Origin of the sequence: Enterococcus sp. OL5, assembly GCF_006491895.1 — a bacterium.
Taxonomy (GTDB): Bacteria; Bacillota; Bacilli; order Lactobacillales; family Enterococcaceae; genus Enterococcus_D; species Enterococcus_D innesii.
The window spans coordinates 281,588-301,740 of sequence record NZ_VHIL01000004.1 but is presented as its reverse complement, the minus strand read 5'-3'; the positions used below and the strand labels follow the sequence as shown (position 1 = coordinate 301,740).

The following is a 20,153-nucleotide window of genomic DNA, read 5'->3' as shown; positions in this document are numbered from 1 at the left end:
CCAATTTACTATCCCTTATTCACCACTATATATAGTTGCTCATTTCTATAATATGTTTTATTATATTGAGGAAGATAAGGAGTGGTAGAAATGATGAACATTAAGAGAAATCCTGAGCAAGGGTTGGAAAGACAGTCCGCTTTGCGTCAGTTAAAAATCGTAAAACGTGATGGACGGCTTGTCGATTTTGATGATCAAAAAATTTACGATGCGTTAGTGAAAGCCCTAAGAAAAGTCAACGGCGAGCTTTCTCCCATCGACCACGAAAAAATCACCGAGATCGTTGACAGTGTCGATCACGAGATCGCGGAACGTTTTCGTACAAATGTAAAAATCTATGAGATTCAAAATATCGTCGAGCATATCTTATTAGCAAAAAACGAGTATGCCTTGGCTGAAGAATATATCAACTATCGGACCCATCGTGATTTCAAGCGCAGCAAAGCAACAGACATCAACTTTACGATCAACAAATTGATGAATAAAGATCAATCGGTCGTCAATGAAAATGCCAATAAAGATAGCAATGTGTTCAACACACAACGTGATTTGACCGCCGGGATCGTAGGAAAATCGATCGGTTTGAAAATGCTGCCTCCTCACGTGGCAAATGCCCATCAAAAAGGCGACATTCATTACCATGACTTGGATTATCATCCTTACACACCAATGACCAACTGCTGCCTGATCGATTTTAAAGGCATGCTAAATAATGGGTTTAAAATTGGGAACGCCGAAGTGGAATCGCCAAAATCGATCCAAACGGCCACCGCTCAAATCTCACAAATCATTGCAAACGTAGCATCGAGTCAATATGGCGGCTGTTCTGCTGATCGAACGGATGAATTATTGGCTCCTTTTGCTGAGTTGAATTATCAAAAGCATCTAAAAGATGCCGAAGAATGGATCGAGACGCCCGAACGTCGGGAAGCGTACGCGAAGAGCAAAACCCGCAAAGATATCTATGATGCAATGCAAAGTCTAGAATACGAAATCAATACGTTATTCACCTCGAACGGACAAACGCCGTTTACTTCCCTTGGCTTTGGTTTAGGAACCAACTGGTTCGAACGGGAAATTCAACGAGCGATTCTCCAAATTCGCATCAACGGGTTAGGCAGTGAAAAGCGCACCGCTATTTTCCCAAAATTGATTTTTAGTATTCGCCGCGGGGTCAACTTGGCCCCTACCGATCCAAATTACGATATCAAAGAACTGGCATTAGAATGTGCCACTAAACGGATGTACCCGGATATTTTGAATTATGATAAATTGGTTGAATTGACCGGTAGCTTTAAAGTGCCGATGGGCTGTCGTTCTTTCTTGCAAGGCTGGAAAAACGAACGTGGTGAAGAAATCAATGTCGGTCGGATGAATCTAGGTGTCGTGACATTGAATATTCCACGGATCGCCTTAGAAGCAAATGGCGATCAAGAAAAATTCTGGTCGCTGCTGGAGGACCGTCTGCAAATCGTTAAAGATGCCCTTGTCTATCGCGTAGAGCGCTGTAAAGAAGCGAGTCCCGCCAATGCGCCGATCCTTTATATGTATGGGGCTTTCGGTGAACGTTTGGATCGCAAAGACAATGTCAACGAATTATTCAAAAATAAACGGGCCACTGTTTCACTTGGCTACATTGGTTTATACGAAGCTGCTTCTGCTTTTTATGGCGGAACTTGGGAACAAGACCCAGAAGCAAAAGCCTTTACGATGGCGATCGTGAAAGAATTGAAAGCTCATGCGGATGCCTGGGGCGATGAATACGGTTATCATTTCAGCGTGTACTCTACGCCAAGTGAAAGCCTGACTGATCGTTTCTGTCGCTTAGATACCGAAAAATTCGGTGAAGTTGAAAACATTACCGACAAAGAATATTATACGAACAGCTTCCACTATGATGTGCGGAAAAATCCGACACCATTTGAGAAACTTGATTTTGAAAAGGACTATCCAAAATACTGTTCTGGTGGCTTTATTCATTACTGCGAATACCCAGTCTTGCAGCAAAATCCAAAAGCGTTAGAAGCGGTTTGGGATTACGCATATGATCGGGTCGCTTATCTTGGAACAAATACCCCTATCGATCACTGTTACGAGTGCGGATATGAAGGAGACTTTAATCCAACCGAACGAGGCTTTGAATGTCCACAATGTGGCAATCACGATCCAAAAAGTTGTGATGTTGTCAAAAGAACCTGTGGGTATCTTGGAAATCCTCAAGCTCGTCCAATGGTCAACGGTCGTCACAAAGAAATCTCTGCTCGGGTCAAACATTTGCAAGAATAATCATAAAAGGAGTGTTAGATTTCCTCTACACTCCTTTTATCGAAGACCAACCCCTGTAATTCACGATAGAAAGAAGTTTTCTTATGAGAAATCCTAAGCCTCAAGAATGGAAAGCAAACGAGTACAGTCAAAATTATATTGCTGATTACAAAGCCTTCAACTTTGTGGATGGTGAAGGCATTCGAAATAGTTTGTATGTGAGCGGCTGTCTGTTTGCTTGTGAAGGCTGTTTCAACAAAGCCGTCCAAAACTTTCGCTATGGGACACCTTTTACGCAAGAACTAGAGGATCGAATCATTGAAGATCTGCGACATGAGTATGTTCAAGGACTGACGCTCCTAGGCGGCGAACCTTTCTTAAACACGACAGTCTGTCTGAAAGTCGTTGATCGCGTTCGTGCTGAGTTCGGGCACAGCAAAGATATTTGGAGCTGGTCCGGCTACACCTATGAAGAATTGCTTTTGGAAACACCTGATAAACTGGAACTCTTATCCAAAATCGATATTTTGGTGGACGGCCGCTTTGAACTCAGTAAGCGAAACCTAAACTTGCAATTTCGTGGCAGCAGCAATCAACGAATCATTGATCTTGCTGCATCCCGTGAACAAGGAAAAGCGGTTATCTGGGCAAAGTGCAAAGATGCGGAAGCAAGCTACGAACAAATCAAAAAACAAATTTAACGATCAAAACACCGTGCATCTTTCAAAAAAGATACTGCACGGTGTTTTTTATTGCTATATTCAGCCAGTAAAGCTACTTTTTAAAGGTACTTACTCGCTTCACGAACCGTCAAAGGCGCCAGACTTGTTTGATAACGCAGGAGAAAATCTTGAACCCACTGAGGATTTGTCTTGGCATAATCTCGCAAGGTCCAGCCAATGGCTTTGTTGATAAAAAATTCAGAACTACCCAAATTGTTGACAAGGATCTCTTCTAGCAATGATTGATCCATCTGTTCTTTTTGCAACAGTTGGTGGAGAATCGCCACGCGCCGTAGCCAAAGATTATCGTCAAGACTCCAACGAAGCATCTCAACCTTTAACGCTGGCAATCGGCGAACAAGTTTTCTAACGACCTCACTCAGTGCGTCCACGCTGTCCCACCAAGCTTTCGTTATGACCAACTGTTCAATTTTTGCTAGATCAACGGCTATTAAAAAGGGCTCCATCACCACTAAATAATCAATCCCAAAGTACTGGTGTTCTCGATAGTTACTTTGCCAACAATGATCGATAAAATCCCAATCGACCGTTTTCGTTTGTTTTGCTGCTTTAAAAGCTGTTTTTTCTTGCTGGCGGCGCAACGGCGCAGGAATGCCCAGAAAATCAAACTGATGCCGCATGTAGGCGGCCATTTTTTCACTTCGCTCCAAATCAGCCAACCCCACCATCGTGTCATATACTTGATAGAGTGTCATTTTGCTCCTCCTCTTTTACCTACTGCTCGTCAGATAGTTGCCATAAGGGCAGTACGATATTTTCATAGGTCAGTGGATCAAGATTTGTGACGGTGATCCCCAAAAGACGGATGCCTTTTTCCAAACCTAAAATTTCTTCCCAGATCAGACTTGCTTCGGAAAACAGCTGTTCTTTTTTATGAACATAGGTTGGCAAGGTCACTCGCTTGGTGATCGTAGAGTAATCACTGTAACGGACTTTTAACACGACTGTTTTGCCATGTTTTTGTGTGCGCTTCAGTGATCTTTCGACTTCTTCTGCGATAGCCCGTAATTGGCTCAAAACTTGTTCTTCACTAGTTAATGGATTGCCGTATGTATGCTCTTTTCCAACTGATTTTCGTTCTCTGGTCACACTGACTGGTGAATCATGGATTCCTCTAACTTTCCGATACAAGGAATACCCCATTTTGCCAAATTCGCGGATCAACGCCATCTCACTCCAAGCGTATAGATCTGCTCCTGTAAAAATGCCTAACTCATGCATCCTGGGGACAGTTTTCTTCCCGATCCCATGAAATTTATCGATGGGTAGTTGGTGTAAAAAGGCTACTGCCTCATCCGGCATCACCACCGTTAATCCTCGTGGTTTATGATAATCGGAAGATAGTTTTGCCAAGAATTTGTTGTAACTGACACCCGCCGAACAGGTCAAATGAGTCTCTTGCCAGATATCTCGTTGAATCAAACGAGCGATCTTGATCGCGGAAGGACAGTTGATTTTGTTAACTGTCACATCTAGATACGCTTCATCGATAGAAACTGGTTCGATGATGTCGGTGTATCGGTGAAAAATTTCTCTGACTTGCTGGGACACTTCACGATACTTCTGATGATTCCCCGGTTTAAAAATCGCTTGCGGACAAAGCTCGTAGGCTTTTTGCGCACTCATTGCCGAATGGATACCATATTGTCGCGCCAAATAATTCGCTGTCGTGACCACTCCTCGTCCGCCAGTATCACTTGGGTGACGGGCAATCACGAGGGGATGCTTGGCCAGCTCAGGATCATCCCGTTCTTCCACCGAAGCAAAAAAAGCATCCATATCAATATGAATAATTTTGCGGCTCGTATCATTTTTTAAGGGAAATTGCAGTTCCGACATCGTTGCTCACCTCACTTCTCATTATAAACGAACAGAGGTTCCCTATCAAGCAAGGAATCAAGCGAAGCACGCAAAAAGGACCAATTTTCATTGGTCCTTCCCTCTACGTTTACTGCTTTTGCTGCAAGGTTCATAGTCTAAGAATTTCTGTTATAAGGCGGCTTCCCCTCGTTCATTGGTGCGAATCCGAATCGCTTCTTCCAACGGGTAGACGAATATTTTGCCATCACCGACTTCATCTGTTCGACAGATCGATAAAATCAACTCAATCACATCGTTAACTTTTTCATCTGCTAAAACGAAACGGACATTTACTTTTGGTAAAAGAGTCGTGATCACTTCTTGGCCACGAATAAACTCTTTTAGGCCTTTTTGATTGCCACATCCGAGGACTTGACTGACCGTCATCCCGCTGATCAGATCCGATTGATCCAATGCGGCTTTTAGCTCCTCTAATTTTTCTTGGCGAATAATCGCTTCAACTTTTTTCATGACTGCTCCTCCACTCTTAAGAATCTAACCCCATAAAGGTAGGATAGGCCGTTTCATCATGTTCGATCCGATCCATCCCCACCGCTTCTTCTTGCTGAGAGACCCGAATCGGCATCACCCATTTGATCAAGGTGATAATGACAAAGGATAGGATACCAGCGAACAAAATCGTAAATACGATACTTTCGGCCTGTGCGATAAAAAGATCAATACCGCCATAAAGCAATCCTGAATGTCCACCAACAGCTGGATCAGCAAAAATCCCGGTCATCAAACCGCCAAAGATTCCGCCTACCCCATGACAACCAAAGGCATCCAATGCATCATCTAAGCCTAATCGATGTTTGATGACGGAAATAAAGAAGTAACAAAACGGACTGACTAAAGCGCCAATGATAAAGGAAGACCAAAGGGAGACAAACCCCGCCCCTGGAGTAATCGCAACTAAGCCCACCACTGCTCCGGTACAAGCACCGACGATCGTCGGTTTGCCCACGACGAGTTTTTCAATCAACATCCAAGACAGCATCGCACTGGCTGCTGCCGTATTCGTGGTCATCAAGGCGTGGATCGCTAGGCCATCAGCTGCTAGAGCAGAGCCGGCATTAAAGCCAAACCAACCGAACCATAGCAATCCCGCTCCTAGAACAACGAATGGAATATTATGAGGTCGATATTCCGTTTGATGAAATTCTCGTCGTTTGCCGACAACGATCGCTAAGACTAACCCACTGATTCCTGAGCTGATATGAACGACATTGCCTCCTGCAAAGTCGATCGAGCCGATCGCATCTAAGAAGCCGCCGCCCCACACCATATGCGCCATTGGAAAATACACGAAAACCAGCCAGAAGCCAATAAATAGGAAAATAGCAGAGAACCGCATTCTGCCAACAACTGATCCAGTGATGATCGCCGTTGTGATCAAAGCAAACATCATTTGAAAGGCAGCAAATAACCCTTCAGGAATTCCCTCTCCTTCTGACATCGAAACATGATTGAAAAAGACTTTGTCTAAATTGCCAATAAATGATCCTGTCCCGCTAAAGGATAATGTATACCCTAGAGCGACCCAGAGGACGGACGCCAAGCCCATCGTACAAATCACCATCATCATGGTATTGAGGATGTTTTTGCGTCGTTCCAATCCTCCATAAAAAAATGCCAATGCTGGAGTCATTAGAAAAACCATACCGCTACAAATTAAAATAAATGCAATATTCCCTGTATCCATTTTATACGCCTCCCTTTCTATATGTTAGCTATCCTAACACCATATTTTCGAATAATCTAGATTTTTCTGAGAAAAACATGAATTTTCTGAAAATAGCTGACTTTATATGTTAGATAATATCACATAAGTAGGCGTTTGATACAAAAAAATACCGAGAGAAGTCTCGGTATGATTACTCTTCTATTTGGTGATAGGCTTGATAGACAAGCTGTTTCTTTACTTGATTACGCTTAGCCACTTCTTTGATCGCTTCTTTTGAGGACAATTCGGTCTCTTGCATCAAGGCAGCCACTTGTTCTGCGTAACTTCCTTCATAAACAATTTCTTGTATTTCAGAAGACCCTTCCACCAACAGACAGCATTCTCCTTTGATTGACTGCTGTTCTAGATAGTCAGTCAGTTCTGAAAAAGTTCCGCGCAAGTATTCTTCGTGGATTTTCGTCAATTCACGGCAGATGACTGCCTGCCGTTCACCAAATACCTCTTGCATCGTTTCAATCGTCGCAGCGATTCGATAGGGTGATTCATAGAAAATCATCGTTGCTTTCTGGGTCGCTAATTCACTCAAGGCTTGTTTTTGTTCTTTTTTCTTACGAGGTAAAAAGCCATAAAAGAGGTTTGGTTGCGGTGATAAGCCAGAAGCAATCAGAGCGGTCAAACCAGCCGTAGGTCCTGGAAGCGCAATCACCGCAATTCCTTCGACCAAGCACGCCTTGACTAATTCATGCCCCGGATCACTGATGGAGGGCATACCAGCATCGCTGCATTGGGCAATGGTCTTGCCCATCTGCAGCTGTTCTACCAACTGCGGAACTCGCTCTTTATAATTGTGTTCATGTAAGCTTTTTTGCGGTGTCGTGATCTCAAAATGATTCAACAATTTCTGAGTATTACGAGTATCTTCACTTGCGATCAGGTCCGCTTCTTTTAAAATTTTGACACACCGGACCGTCATATCTTCCAAGTTCCCGATCGGTGTCGGAACAAGATACAGTTTTCCAGTATCTTGTTTATAACTTTGTTGCTTTTGCATGTACTGCTCCTTTCGAAAAAAGACCAGTGGAAACTGATCTTTTTCTAACGAACCTATTAGACTGTCAGTCAGTTATTTGCCGCTTTCACGATAGATCACTTCTAGACAAAATGCACAAGGTTCGTCATGTTCTCTGCGAGAACCGTATAAGTCATAACAAACATGAAATCCTTCTTCGTAAATCTTTTCTAAATTCATCCGTGATTTAGAAAGTTCCTGCTTGACCGATTCAGCAGGTGCATCTGCCACTTGGTTCAACTCACGAATGTGTTCACGTAAGCGTTGATTTTCCAATTCTAATGTCGTATTTTTTTCGACGATTTCTTGCAAAGACTGCTTCATTTCTGCTAGATTATTTAAGGAATTTTGCAACTCCGATTCTAACTGATTCAATCCGTCATATATTGATCGTTTGTCCATGCTCATTATGGTCACCTACTTATTTTGTCACTAGCTCTTCATAATCATATTCGATTGGTGTTTGCCGATCATGCAAACGAACTTTGATCACCCGGCTTAACAGATCCAGCCCAACGACACGTCCTTTGCCATCTGGCGTTTCAACTTCCTTGCCGCGATCCGGCAATTCTTTTTTTGCCCGCTCATACTCTTCACTCTCGTACTTAAGACAACACATCAAGCGACCGCATAATCCTGAGATTTTCGTAGGATTCAAAGAAAGTCCTTGATCTTTAGCCATCTTAATGGATACGGGAATAAAATCTCCTAGAAACGTCGCACAGCACAGTTTTCGCCCGCAAGGACCCACTCCCCCTAGTGCTTTGGCTTCATCTCTGACGCCGATTTGGCGCAGTTCGATCCGAGTATGAAATTCACTTGCCAAGTCTTTGACTAATTCACGAAAATCAACACGGCTTTCTGCGGTAAACGAGAAAATCAGCTTTGTTCGCTCGAAGGTATAAGCTACTCGAATCAGTTTCATCGGCAGCTGGTGCGCCCGGATTTTTTCTTTTCCGATTTTTAAGGCTTCATCTGCCGCTTGTTGATTGGCTGCCGCTTGTTCCAAATCTTTCTTCGTCGCCCGACGTAGAATCGGTTTGACTATCTGAGGCAGATCGCTTTCGTCCATTTTTCTGCTTTTGGTAACCACCGTAGCAAGACATTTGGCATCTTGTGATTCCACGATAACTTGGTCATTTATGGTATAGGTCTGTTTTTTCGGTGCGTAAAAATAAATCTGGCCTACGTCATGGTAACGCACTCCGACAACTTCGATCATCTCTGGTCTCCTTTTCCGGCTGCTGCATATTATCCATAGATGATTTTCACGGAAAATTGTTCTGCCACACCTTGAAAAGACACATTGGCTTGCAGCTTTTTTTGTGCTTGCAATGCGGCTTCAATGGCACGATTGATCTCTTTTCCCCATAAACCTTGCGCCAACAATCGATCCCGCTCCTCTTGAAAGTAAAATAACAAGAGCAAAAAGATTTCTGATTGCTGATTTTTTTCTTTTGCTAGACCCAATAATTTTTTCTGAACAAAAATAAATGCTTGCGGATCTTTCTTCAAAAGGTAATTCACCCAACGCTTAACAGCATCCTTAGTTTCATTAAACCATTCATCTTGCGAGATTTCAACTGCTTTATGATAACTATTGGTCAAGTGGCTTAGAAGTCGGCTTGTCTCTTTAGAAAGTCCCTCTTCTTGTAACTTTTCTTGCAGTTTTTCTTTTGACAAAGGAGAGAAATGAATGATCTGACAGCGAGACTGGATGGTTGGCAAAATACGACCAAGGCTCTCCGTTTCTAAGATTGCCAAAAAGTTTCCCACCGGTTCTTCCAAAAACTTTAATAAACTGTTGGCAGCGCTGTTGTTCATTTTATCTGCTTGAGACAAAATAAAAATCTTTAAACGGCTCTCAAAACCGCTTTTTGAGAATTCTTCTTGTAGTTGCCGAATCTGATCAACTTTGATCATCTGTCCATCTGGTTCTATTTGGATAACGTCCGGATGCTCTCCTTGAGCAATCCGCACACAGTTACTGCATTTCCCGCAAGGTGCTTCTTCTTGCACGTCGGTACAAAAAAGGCGTTTTGCGAGCCATAGACTTAACTCATGCTTGCCAGTCCCCTTGTCCCCTTCAAAAAGATAAGCATGAGCAATGCGCCCATGCTTGATACTTTTTTTTAGTTGGGCAAAAACAAGAGGCTGATATTCTTGTAGAAATAACTTCTCCATGAAATGCTCCTTTTTTAATATTGATGGAATCCGTCAACTGGTAGTACGAATACGGTGGCGCCACCAACTTCGACTTCGACTGGATAAGGAACTTGACCATCTAAGGATATATCTAGAGACATCGGTGTCGAGACATACTGCTTTCTTGATTGACAGGTTTTTTTGATCAATTCTAACGCATCTTGCACACGATCATCTTCAATACCAATGATAAAGGTACTATTACCAGCCTTTAAAAACCCACCTGTTGATGACAATTTTGTTGCACGGATATTGGCATCAATAAACTCATTTGCCAAACGATTACTGTCTTTGTCTTGTACGATTGCCATAATTAATTTCATGGGACCATCTCCTTTGTGTTATCCAGCCTACCTTAGATTGATTTGAAGTAAGCAGGATACGATTCAACGATTGCTGAATAGCTGGATTCAACAACTTCTTGTAACCCCATTCTAGCATCAATCTTATGAATGCGTACAGGATTTTCTTCCGCCAGCTTTAGATACGCATGACGGACGCGTTGATGAAACTCCAATCCTTCCGAATCAAGACGGTCATATTGATGGGCACGGTTTTCCTGAATGCGTCGCAAACCAGTATCTGAGTCGACATCTAGGTACAACGTAAAATCAGGGGTCGTTCCCTCCGTCGCAAACTCGTTGATCCGGGCGATTTCAGGAATCCCGATCCGCCGGCCAGCTCCTTGATAAGCCAACGAACTGTCGACAAAACGGTCACAGATCACGATGTGCCCGGCATTCAATGCCGGCAGGACAACCTCAATCAAGTGTTGTCGACGAGCTGCTGCGTAAAGCAAGGCTTCTGTCCGCTCATCCATTTCCTCATTTCGAGGATCTAATATAATTTTACGTATCTTTTCAGCAATCTTGACTCCGCCAGGTTCTCTTGTCTTGACGATTTTTCTTGTTGCTTCGAGCTGTAATCGAGGATACAACTCTTCGATCACACTGGTCTTACCAGCGCCATCAGGTCCTTCGATGGTTATAAATAATCCATTCACCCTAATTGCCTCCAATATCTATTATAATTCTCGGCGACCTTCTACTGCTTTAAGCAAGGTCACTTCATCCGCGTACTCAATATCGCTGCCCACAGATAACCCATGAGCCAAACGCGTGACTTTAATACCAGCAGGCTTAATCAAACGCGACATATACATCGCCGTTGCTTCACCTTCCGTGGTCGCATTGGTCGCAATTATCACTTCTTTGACCTGATCATCGTGCAGCCGCTGTATTAGCGATGCAATGTTGATATCTTCTGGTCCGGTTCCCTCCATTGGGGATAGCACACCGTGAAGCACATGATAAAGTCCATGATACTCGCGGACTTTTTCTAACGCCATCACATCTTTAGGCTCTTCCACCACTAAAATCGTTTCTTTGTCTCTTGTGGGATCACTGCAGATCTCACAAGGATCTTCTTCCGTTATATTTCCACAGATACTACAAAAGTGCAAATCTCGTTTGACACTAAGCAGTGATTTGGCAAACTCATTCACGACTTCTTCTTTCATATCAATCGTATAAAACGCCAAACGTGTTGCGGTTTTTTGGCCGATTCCCGGCAGTTTCATGTAACTGTCGATCAATCGGGCGATCGGTTCAGGATATTGCACCGTCATTTCTCCTTTTATAGACCCGGAATGTTTCGTGTATATTTGCCCATTGTTTGTTCCGATTCTTTTTCAATTTTCTTTAAACCATCGTTTACTGCTAGGATGATCATATCTTGCAGCATTTCCACGTCGTCTGCATCAACGATCGCTTCATTGATAGCAATGTCTTGTAACGTCTTATCGCCAGTAAAGGTCGCTTTGACATAGCCATTTGTCGATTCGCCGATAAATTGTTTGCTGTTCAGCGCTTCTTGTTCTTTCATCATTTCTTTTTGCATTTTTTGCATTTGTTTCATCATGCCTTGCATATTTCCCATGCCTCGCATCATTATCCATCACTCCATTTTCATTAATTTTCTTCAATGCTGGTTAATTCACCAAATAACTCTTGCGCTTTGGTTACTAAGTCATCATTTTCAGGTTCGACAGAGACCACTTCGGTATCCTCTTGTTCTACTTCAATTTCCGACTCTTCCGTTGCTTGACCGCCAGCCAAAAACTCTTGTCTTAGCGCCGGCCAACTTTCTTTTGTAATAAAGACAGCCTGCGGCGCGTAGTCTTTGATCATACGGGACAATTGATTATGGATCATCAATTGAAACTCTTGGTCGTTACTTGCTCGTTGGCATAAGATCTCATAGTCAAAAGCGATCACGACGCCCGATTCGCTGGCAGCTTTTGCTTCACTGGAGTGGAGCATCGCTCTTTGCGTCACGGAAAGAGACATCAAAAGATCGTCCCAGACATTACGAACATTTGCCAAGTCTTTCTTCGTGGCACTTTTCAGTACTTGGAACACGCGTTCCTTTGGTAAACGGAACGTAGTGGTCGCCTTGGTTTTCTTCACTGGCGCGTTGGTCTCAGCAACAACACCCGCTGGTCGATTCTCTTGCAGTCGTTGTACCTCTGCTTGAAGCTTTTGCAGTGCTTGCCGCAACTGCGCCACTTCTTGACTATTGTCAGCTGAATTGCTAGCAACAGCAGCACTTTCTGGATCATTGGCTAATTTGACCACAGCCACTTCCAAATAAATCGTAGAATTGTTGGTAAATCGTACTTCATTTTGCGTATCGTTTAAGACCGTGATCCAGTGATAGATCTTTGCTGGCGGGGTATTTTTTGCCAGTGTTTGAAACGCTTCCGTCAACTGCAGCGACTTTTCAGATAGCAGCTGCGGCGCTTGTTGATACATCAGCAAGTCTCGACAATAAACCAACAAGTTTTCCAATAAGCGGCGGGCTTCTTTACCAGAGGCTAATAACTCCCGCAAGGTCGCTAACGCATCGGCAACTTCTTTTTCCCCACAAGCCTGCATCAGACGGTCCATCATTTCATAGGACAAGCTGCCCGTCACTTCTAGAGCATCTTGGGTCGTTAAGGTTCCATCACTAAAAGCGATCGCCTGGTCGGTAATACTCAAGGCATCCCGCATCCCGCCTTCTGCGGCTCGCGCAATGATCTGTAAAGCTTCTGCTTCGTAATTGATCTCACTAGTAGTAAGGACCGTTTCCAAATGACCCACGATGTCTTGCGTATTGATCCGTTTGAAATCAAAGCGTTGGGTACGAGAAATGATCGTTGCTGGAATCTTATGGGGCTCTGTTGTTGCCAAAATAAAGACAACATTTTTCCTTGGTTCTTCCAATGTTTTTAGTAACGCGTTGAAGGCCCCTGTCGACAACATGTGCACTTCATCGATGATATAAACTTTGTATTCAGCTTGGGTCGGTGCATAGTTCGCACGATCACGAATAAAGCGAATTTCTTCTACACCGTTGTTGCTTGCCGCATCGATTTCGATCACGTCTTCTTGCGTCCCTGCTGTGATTGAGCGACACATGTCGCACTCATTGCAAGGCTCACCGTTGACCCGGTTTGGACAATTGATGGCTTTGGCAAAAATTTTCGCTGCACTTGTTTTCCCGGTTCCTCGAGGACCCGTAAACAAATAGGCATGCGAGATCTGGTTTTGATCGATTGCATTTTTTAAGGTTTGGGTAATTGCTTTTTGTCCGACAACATCATCAAAACGCTGAGAACGCCAAACACGATATAATGCTTGATAGGCCATAGTTTTCCACACTCATTTCAAAATTCGCTACCTTCTATTATACGTAATATCAGCTAAAAAAACCACCGTTTGCGTGGTGGAATCTCAAAAGAAATGGAAATTTAATTCGAAGAGCCATTCCGCGCGCTTTCACTCACTATATCCTTTTGTTCCTCCCTATTTTCAAGAAAAAAGACCATTCCTCTTCTCCAACTTTAGACTGATAACGTATATCTCTCCTCCTATGGTATAATGAATCTATGTTCATCTATTGTGATGAAAACAATTTAAAGGAGGACTGAAAATGGGTATTATCAAAGCGGCAACAAGCACAATTGGCGGCGGATTAGCAGATCAATGGCTAGAGGTGATCGAGCCTGACAATATGAGTGATTCGACAGTAATGACAAAAGGTGTCAAAGTGCGGCGTAATGACAAACGCGGTGCCAACAGAAAAGGCACGGAAGATGTCATCACTGATGGCTCAGTGATCCATGTCTATCCGAATATGATGATGTTATTGGTTGATGGCGGGCGAATCATCGATTATACCGCCGAAGAAGGCTACTATACAGTGAAAAACGAATTAGCGCCTTCGATGTTGAATGGTTCATTGAAAGATGCGATTTCTGAAACCTTCGACCGCTTTAAGTTTGGTGGCGTTACACCGCAAAAACAACAAGTTTTTTATATCAATCTACAAGAAATCAAAGGAATTCGCTTCGGTACTTCATCGCCTTTGAATTATTTTGACAACTTTTATAACGCAGAACTTTTCTTGCGGGCGCACGGAAACTACTCCTTACGAATTACCGATCCAATTTTGTTCTATACGAATGCGATCCCCAAAAACAAAAGTCAAGTCGATATTAACGACATCAATGAGCAGTACTTAGCTGAATTCTTGACCGCCCTACAAACAGCGATCAACAAAATGTCAGCAGATGGCGAACGAATTTCTTACGTTCCATCTAAGAGTATGGAATTAAGCAAATATATGGGAACGGTTCTTGATGACAGCTGGCGAGAACTCCGAGGAATGGAAATCGTTTCGGTTGCTGTCGCAAGCATCTCTTATACGGATGATTCCGTAAAACTGATCAACATGCGGAACCAAGGGGCAATGTTAGGCGACCCTTCGATTCGTGAAGGCTATGTTCAAGGTTCGGTTGCTCGTGGTATGGAATCTGCCGGTAGCAATGCCGCTGGGGCTACGACTGGGTTTGTTGGCATGGGCATGGGGATGAACGCTGGTGGCGGTTATTTGAACCAAGCGTCACAAAACAACCAACAGCAAATGCAGCAACAGGCTTCCGCACAAACCAACGCAGATCATTGGGACTGTCCACAATGCGGCACCTCTAATACTGGTAAATTCTGCAGCAATTGCGGGACGCCAAAACCAACGAGCGATGGACCAAGCCTAAAAATGAAATGCAGCGATTGTGGTGAAGTGATCGATTTAGCCAACGGTATTCCAAAATTCTGTCCGAATTGCGGCAAACCTTTCAAAGGTGTCCCAGTAGACTAATTGAGGAGGATTGCTGATGGATGTTATCACACATAAGTGCCCCAATTGTGGGGGCGCTTTAACCTTTGATCCTGGCGATCAAAAATTTCATTGTCCATTTTGTCTGAGTATTTTTACTGAAGACGAAGTCACTGCCTTTGAAGAAAAGCAAAAAGAAGCGCAGATGGCCGATACTCCTGTCTCAGATCCTTCTGCAGCGACCGAGACCGAACCGTCCCTTCAAGAAGAAGTTAGAGAGCAAGCCGATGCACAAGCAGGACAGATGGACCTTTTCACCTGCCCCAGCTGCGGTGCTGAAATCGTGACGGATGCGACTACAGCTGCAACCTATTGCTACTTTTGCCATAATCCGGTCGTTTTGTCTGGTCGGCTTTCGGGAGAATTTTTGCCAAACAAAGTCCTTCCCTTTGCGATCGAAAAAGAAGAAGCAACGAAAAAGTTTTTAGAATGGGCGCAAAAGAAAAAATTCGTCCCACGGGATTTCTTCGACCAAGCACAAGTAGAGAAATTGACTGGCGTATACTTCCCTTATTGGGTCGTCGATGCCGAGATGAATGGTTCGCTTTCAGGAATGGGTACCTCCTTGCGTATTTGGCGGGTTGGTGACATTGAATATACTGAGCATAAACAATACGACGTCTTGCGGCGAGGCAAAATCAAGGTGAACGAATTACTCAAGCATGCACTGTCAAAAAACGTCCAACAAAAAATGGTAACTGGCGTTCAACCGTTCCCCCTTGAAAAAGCCGTTGCGTTTCGCAGTCAGTATTTAGCCGGCTTCCAAGCAGAAAAAAGAGACATTGAGTACATCGATCTTTCCGACGAAGTCAAAAACGAATTATCGGGTTATGCTGAAAACCTGCTAGCAGGCACCGTCAATGGCTATACTAGTTTTAAACGCAACAATCGATCCATCAATCTAACAAAAGAAGAAAACAACTACGTTTTGCTTCCTGTATGGCTAGTGACCTATCGAGCCGATGATGAAAACAAGAGTGCCTTTTATTATGCGATGAATGGGCAAACAGGAAAAGTCAGCGGTGTTTTACCGATCAGTTACAAACGCTTGGGAATCGTCAGTGGCGCCATTTTCGCGGCAACGACCATCCTCGCATTGATTGGAGCGTATTTCTTATGAAAAAACTATCTTATTTGTTGCTTCTACTGGTTGGCTTTTTCTTAACCACCCTGCCCGCCTTCGCAGCCGAAGAGACAGTCGCAGACCACGCTGGACTCTTTACCGAACAAGAGATCCAGAAGTTGAACGAGGAAGCAGAAGCGCTGAATGCGAAGATCAAAGGCGAAGTTTTTATTCAAACAACGAACAGCAATACGGGAGATATCGAGTTGTACACTGATCGATATCTTTCAAGACGGATCGGCAATGACAACAACGGTTCGGCATTGGTGATCGATATGGCGCAACGGGAATTTCACGTTTCTACTTCCGGAAATATGATCGATTATCTTACCGATTCACGTCTAGATAAGCTACTTGATGCGGTATTTGACCAGATGGCAGAGGGAAATTATTATCAAGCGGCATTGGTCTATCTGCAAAAAGCAGAAAGTTTTGTGGAAGCGGGTGTTCCTGCCGATCACTATCGTATCGATCGTGATACCGGAAAAATTACTTATTACAAAGTGATAACGCCACTAGAAATTGCTATTTGCTTAGCGATCGCGGCAGTGATCAGTATCGCCTTTTTCATCATTGTTAAATCCCGTTATCAATTAAAAATGGGCGGCTACAAATTTAACTATCTAGAAAAATCAAGTATTGATCTAACCCAAAAAGAAGATCGCTTAGTCAATTCCTTTGTCACAACCAGACGCATCCCCCGTCCTTCGAATAATGGTGGAGGCGGCGGTGGTTTTTCTGGCGGCGGTGGCGGCAGTACGACCCACTCTTCCGGTGGCGGTACATTCGGTGGCGGCGGACGCAGCTTTTGATTTTTCAAGAGTTCCTTTAATCAGGAACTCTTTTTTTGTTGACATTTTTCATAAAAACATCTACCATTTAGGAAAATATAGGAAATGAGTTGATTTTATGTTTGAAATTATTAGAAACAATAAACTTTTTATCAGTTTGAGTAGTTTGCTAGTTTTTTTGACTGTCCTGACAAACCTCGCTTTCCCTTTGCTTCTACAAGAAGATCACGCACTGCGCTTTGATCATCTCGTCGGCTTATTAGCGTTCATATTAAGCATTACTTATTGCGCGCAATTCTTATTGATTGTGATGAAAGAGCGCTATGCAGCTTCGATGAATGTGCGCCATCTCTTAGAATTGTTAAAAAAAATGAAAAGGAAGAGTTATGTTGAGCTCTCTGAAAAGGAGCCCACTTATCTATTAAACCGCATCTTTGGCGTTGTTGATTCCTTATACTTGTTTATTTGCGGTAGTTTTAGCGAAGCTATTCGCTGCTTTTTCTTATTGCTGATCCCACTTTTTTTGTGTTTCCAATTGCATTATTTACTGGGTTTCATTTTACTATTGCTATTTCCCATCAATGTTTTTGGGTTTCGATGGATCAATCAACAGTTGAGTATTAAGATGAAAAATATACAAGAAGCATTTGCTCTCAGCAATAAGGAAATGTTAACAACATTGTCCCATATTGATACAATGAAGCAATGGAGTGACGCTGTTCATGAGCAGCTGTTTTCCTCTCAATTGTCATCGATGTATCAAACATTAGCAAACACCAATACATTTGCCCAAACGACTAGTTTAGTCCTTAATGCGATCAATCAGATCGCCCAGATCGGCATCTATTTGTTTATGATTCAAGGAATATTACAAGATGAACTGCCAACCTCTGCGTTGATTTTGATTGGCGTACTATTACCCATTTACTTTTCTGCGTTAAGTGGTTTAACGAAAATCAATCTTGATACCGCTACTCTGAGGACCAATCAACGTTTTGTTAACGAAGAATTGGCTGCTCCCGATGACTGCTGGAACCAAACGAGTGAAGCTACTCTGAGTCTTACTTTCGACCACCCTGTCGTATCAATTGGCAACCACAGCTTTTCCTTTCTCATTGAAGAAACCTTGAAGCCTGGTGAACATATTTACTTGGCTGGCGCTTCAGGAAAAGGAAAATCAACGTTTTTAAAGGCAATTGCTGGCCTTTATCCATCAGAAGGAATTTCGCTTTCAACGAAGAGTACACGCATCAAGCCAAGAAACCCTGAAACAGATAAAACCATCTACCTTGCTCAAGACCCTACGATTCTCTCTCGGACAATTGAAGAAAATCTTGTATGGGGAAGAAAAATGACGGAAGAAGAAAAAACAATTATCGAAACCTCTGGTATTTTAGCGCCTATTTTTCAACAGCGCTCATGGACTAGCAGGCTTACGGAAAATGGTGCCGACTTGTCTGGAGGAGAAAAGCAAAGAATCGCTCTAGCTCGCATCTTATTAAGTGATGCCGAAATCATTCTTTTAGACGAAGCTACCAGCAGCCTTGATGATGAAGCTGCCGAAAAGATTATGAAGTGTTTAAAAAAACATGCAGAAAAACGCATTATCATCTATACTAGTCATAAGAAAGAGGAGCAACGCTTTTGTGATCGTACAATCGCTTTGTAGGAGGAACCGATGAAAGATTATTATACCGTTGAAGAAGTCGCTGAAAAACTGGGCGTAACGACTCGAACCATACGAAATTATCAAAAGACCAACCAACTTATAGGGACAAAAATTGGCGGGCAGTGGCGCTTTTCTTACAAAGATGTGGCTTCGTTGATGGGCGAACCATTTGAAGATCCCCTGCTTTCTTTTGCTTCAATACGTTCAGAAAAACAGATACCCGAAAGCTTACTTGCCATTGATTTCTTTATTGAATCAGAGGAATTGCTACAACAGCAAAAAAAAATCGTTATTGATGAATTCAATGCACTTTACTCAGGGGAAAGTCGGCGTTTTTACTTTGAAAAAATCAACCCAACGATGGCACGATTTACATTGGTCGGACCCTTGAAATATGTAACAACCTTTGGACAGTGGATCGAAGCAATCCTTTCTCCCCCAAAGTAATCATCTGAGCACCTGCTTTGAATTTAAAAGAAGAGACCCAATTAGGAGAATGTCTAATCAGGTCTCTTCTTTCTTTTTTGGAAGGCTTGTTGCACTCAGATGATTTCCTTAAACACAGAGAAATCAATATTTCCGCCGGAGACCAATGCCACAGTTTTCTTTCCTCGAAGCAAATGATCGATCTGTCCACTTAAAATCGCCGCCGTACTTAATGCACCGGCACCTTCTGCAATGACTTTTTCCTTCAAAGCCAAGTAATGGATCGCTTGTTCGATGTCGGATTCTTCAACTAAGACTGTTTCATCGATACGGGTCTTTAAAACATCATAGGTCAGCTCCCCTGCCAAAGCGACATCACAGCCGTCGGCGATCGTTCGGCTACGGCGATTGGCTACTAGCTTTTGCTGCCAAAGTGAGGCGATCATGCCATAAACGCCATAGGATTGAACGCCGATGATCTTGACTTCTGGACGAAGTTCTTTTAAGGCTAAAGCGATCCCAGCGATCAACCCACCACCGCCGATGGGAATAATGACATTATCAACATCCGGAAGATCCTCCAACAGTTCGATTGCAATCGTTCCTTGCCCCTCCATTACTGCACGATCATCAAAAGGAGAGACAAATACTTCGCCACTGTCTTTCATGGCCTCTAGTGTCAGTTGTTTGGTTTCATCAAACGTCTCTCCTGCTAAAACGACTTGTGCGCCATAGCTTCTTGTCGCCTCTATTTTTGTTTTGGCAGCCGTCAATGGCATAAAGATTCGGACATTGATCCCCAGTAACGATCCGGCGAGGGCAACACCTTGTGCATGATTTCCTGCAGAACAGGCAATGACACCGCGAAGTTTTTCTGCATCAGTCAATGAAGCGAGTTTGTTATACGCCCCACGCGCTTTAAAGGAGCCGGTGCGCTGTAGATTTTCTAATTTCAAAAATATCGTGCCCTCTTTTTCTTTACCTAAAATATTACTTGGTGCAAGTGGTGTATGGATCATGATTGGTTTCAATCGTCGATACGCAGCAGCGATCCCTAGACTGTCCGTCAACACTTCCTCAATCACAAACGTTCCC

21 protein-coding genes are annotated in these 20,153 nt (G+C 43.3%); 7 read left to right on the top strand and 14 right to left on the bottom strand.

The annotated features are described in order from the left end of the window. Positions 1 to 90: 90 nt before the first annotated feature. Both nrdD and nrdG read left to right on the top strand, forming a co-directional pair. A complete protein-coding gene (gene nrdD / locus FJU10_RS07310) occupies positions 91 to 2,286 on the top strand; it encodes an anaerobic ribonucleoside-triphosphate reductase (protein ID WP_140965527.1) in 2,196 nt (731 codons plus the stop codon). Between the two features lie 83 nt (positions 2,287 to 2,369). Next, a complete protein-coding gene (gene nrdG, locus FJU10_RS07305) occupies positions 2,370 to 2,966 on the top strand; it encodes an anaerobic ribonucleoside-triphosphate reductase activating protein (RefSeq protein WP_140965525.1) in 597 nt (198 codons plus the stop codon). An 80-nt stretch (positions 2,967 to 3,046) separates the two neighbouring features. Here nrdG and FJU10_RS07300 read toward each other — a convergent pair whose 3' ends face one another. The 13 genes from FJU10_RS07300 to dnaX form a co-directional block, all read right to left on the bottom strand. Further along, a complete protein-coding gene (locus FJU10_RS07300) occupies positions 3,047 to 3,703 on the bottom strand; it encodes a DNA alkylation repair protein (protein WP_140965524.1) in 657 nt (218 codons plus the stop codon). A 19-nt stretch (positions 3,704 to 3,722) separates the two neighbouring features. Beyond that, on the bottom strand, positions 3,723 to 4,847 hold the full coding sequence (dinB, locus tag FJU10_RS07295) for a DNA polymerase IV (protein ID WP_086292651.1): 1,125 nt from the start codon (positions 4,845 to 4,847) through the stop codon (positions 3,723 to 3,725). A gap of 150 nt (positions 4,848 to 4,997) precedes the next feature. Continuing rightward, a complete protein-coding gene (locus FJU10_RS07290) occupies positions 4,998 to 5,339 on the bottom strand; it encodes a P-II family nitrogen regulator (protein WP_086292653.1) in 342 nt (113 codons plus the stop codon). A gap of 16 nt (positions 5,340 to 5,355) precedes the next feature. Further along, on the bottom strand, positions 5,356 to 6,573 hold the full coding sequence (locus FJU10_RS07285) for an ammonium transporter (RefSeq protein WP_081118474.1): 1,218 nt from the start codon (positions 6,571 to 6,573) through the stop codon (positions 5,356 to 5,358). Between the two features lie 172 nt (positions 6,574 to 6,745). After that, on the bottom strand, positions 6,746 to 7,606 hold the full coding sequence (gene rsmI, locus FJU10_RS07280; RefSeq protein ID WP_140965523.1) for a 16S rRNA (cytidine(1402)-2'-O)-methyltransferase: 861 nt from the start codon (positions 7,604 to 7,606) through the stop codon (positions 6,746 to 6,748). Positions 7,607 to 7,678: 72 nt separating this feature from the next. Further along, positions 7,679 to 8,026, bottom strand: a complete 348-nt coding sequence (locus tag FJU10_RS07275) for a DNA replication initiation control protein YabA (RefSeq protein WP_077452675.1) — start codon at positions 8,024 to 8,026, stop codon at positions 7,679 to 7,681. A 19-nt stretch (positions 8,027 to 8,045) separates the two neighbouring features. Beyond that, positions 8,046 to 8,846, bottom strand: a complete 801-nt coding sequence (locus FJU10_RS07270) for a stage 0 sporulation family protein (protein WP_086292659.1) — start codon at positions 8,844 to 8,846, stop codon at positions 8,046 to 8,048. Between the two features lie 29 nt (positions 8,847 to 8,875). Then, positions 8,876 to 9,808, bottom strand: a complete 933-nt coding sequence (gene holB / locus FJU10_RS07265) for a DNA polymerase III subunit delta' (protein WP_140965521.1) — start codon at positions 9,806 to 9,808, stop codon at positions 8,876 to 8,878. Positions 9,809 to 9,822: 14 nt separating this feature from the next. Then, a complete protein-coding gene (locus FJU10_RS07260; protein WP_005229817.1) occupies positions 9,823 to 10,152 on the bottom strand; it encodes a cyclic-di-AMP receptor in 330 nt (109 codons plus the stop codon). A 32-nt stretch (positions 10,153 to 10,184) separates the two neighbouring features. Next, complete coding sequence (gene tmk / locus FJU10_RS07255) at positions 10,185 to 10,832, bottom strand: dTMP kinase (RefSeq protein ID WP_005229815.1); 648 nt, start codon at positions 10,830 to 10,832, stop codon at positions 10,185 to 10,187. Between the two features lie 21 nt (positions 10,833 to 10,853). Continuing rightward, positions 10,854 to 11,450 carry a recombination mediator RecR gene (gene recR, locus FJU10_RS07250; protein ID WP_005229813.1) on the bottom strand — a complete coding sequence of 199 codons (597 nt, stop codon included), beginning with the start codon at positions 11,448 to 11,450 and terminating at the stop codon, positions 10,854 to 10,856. A gap of 14 nt (positions 11,451 to 11,464) precedes the next feature. Then, positions 11,465 to 11,779 carry a YbaB/EbfC family nucleoid-associated protein gene (locus tag FJU10_RS07245; protein ID WP_081118470.1) on the bottom strand — a complete coding sequence of 105 codons (315 nt, stop codon included), beginning with the start codon at positions 11,777 to 11,779 and terminating at the stop codon, positions 11,465 to 11,467. 20 nt (positions 11,780 to 11,799) lie between these two features. Continuing rightward, positions 11,800 to 13,521 (bottom strand): DNA polymerase III subunit gamma/tau, encoded by a 1,722-nt coding sequence (dnaX, locus tag FJU10_RS07240; RefSeq protein ID WP_140965520.1) that lies wholly within the window; start codon positions 13,519 to 13,521, stop codon positions 11,800 to 11,802. Between the two features lie 283 nt (positions 13,522 to 13,804). Between dnaX and FJU10_RS07235 the strand changes: the two genes are divergently transcribed. The 5 genes from FJU10_RS07235 to FJU10_RS07215 all read left to right on the top strand — a co-directional run bounded on the left by FJU10_RS07235 (position 13,805) and on the right by FJU10_RS07215 (position 19,079). After that, positions 13,805 to 15,031, top strand: a complete 1,227-nt coding sequence (locus tag FJU10_RS07235; RefSeq protein ID WP_077452484.1) for an SPFH domain-containing protein — start codon at positions 13,805 to 13,807, stop codon at positions 15,029 to 15,031. 16 nt (positions 15,032 to 15,047) lie between these two features. After that, the gene (locus FJU10_RS07230) at positions 15,048 to 16,169 is read left to right on the top strand and encodes an ATP-binding protein (RefSeq protein WP_077452485.1); all 1,122 of its coding nucleotides are present in this window, start codon (positions 15,048 to 15,050) and stop codon (positions 16,167 to 16,169) included. After that, positions 16,166 to 16,984 carry a TPM domain-containing protein gene (locus FJU10_RS07225; RefSeq protein WP_077452486.1) on the top strand — a complete coding sequence of 273 codons (819 nt, stop codon included), beginning with the start codon at positions 16,166 to 16,168 and terminating at the stop codon, positions 16,982 to 16,984. The genes FJU10_RS07230 and FJU10_RS07225 overlap by 4 nt, the downstream gene beginning before the upstream one ends. 97 nt (positions 16,985 to 17,081) lie before the next feature. Beyond that, positions 17,082 to 18,632, top strand: a complete 1,551-nt coding sequence (locus tag FJU10_RS07220; RefSeq protein ID WP_140965518.1) for an ABC transporter ATP-binding protein — start codon at positions 17,082 to 17,084, stop codon at positions 18,630 to 18,632. A 9-nt stretch (positions 18,633 to 18,641) separates the two neighbouring features. Continuing rightward, positions 18,642 to 19,079, top strand: a complete 438-nt coding sequence (locus FJU10_RS07215) for a helix-turn-helix domain-containing protein (RefSeq protein WP_140965516.1) — start codon at positions 18,642 to 18,644, stop codon at positions 19,077 to 19,079. A 95-nt stretch (positions 19,080 to 19,174) separates the two neighbouring features. Here the strand turns inward: FJU10_RS07215 and FJU10_RS07210 are convergent, their stop codons facing one another. After that, positions 19,175 to 20,143 (bottom strand): pyridoxal-phosphate dependent enzyme, encoded by a 969-nt coding sequence (locus FJU10_RS07210; protein WP_086292668.1) that lies wholly within the window; start codon positions 20,141 to 20,143, stop codon positions 19,175 to 19,177. Positions 20,144 to 20,153 lie beyond the last annotated feature (10 nt).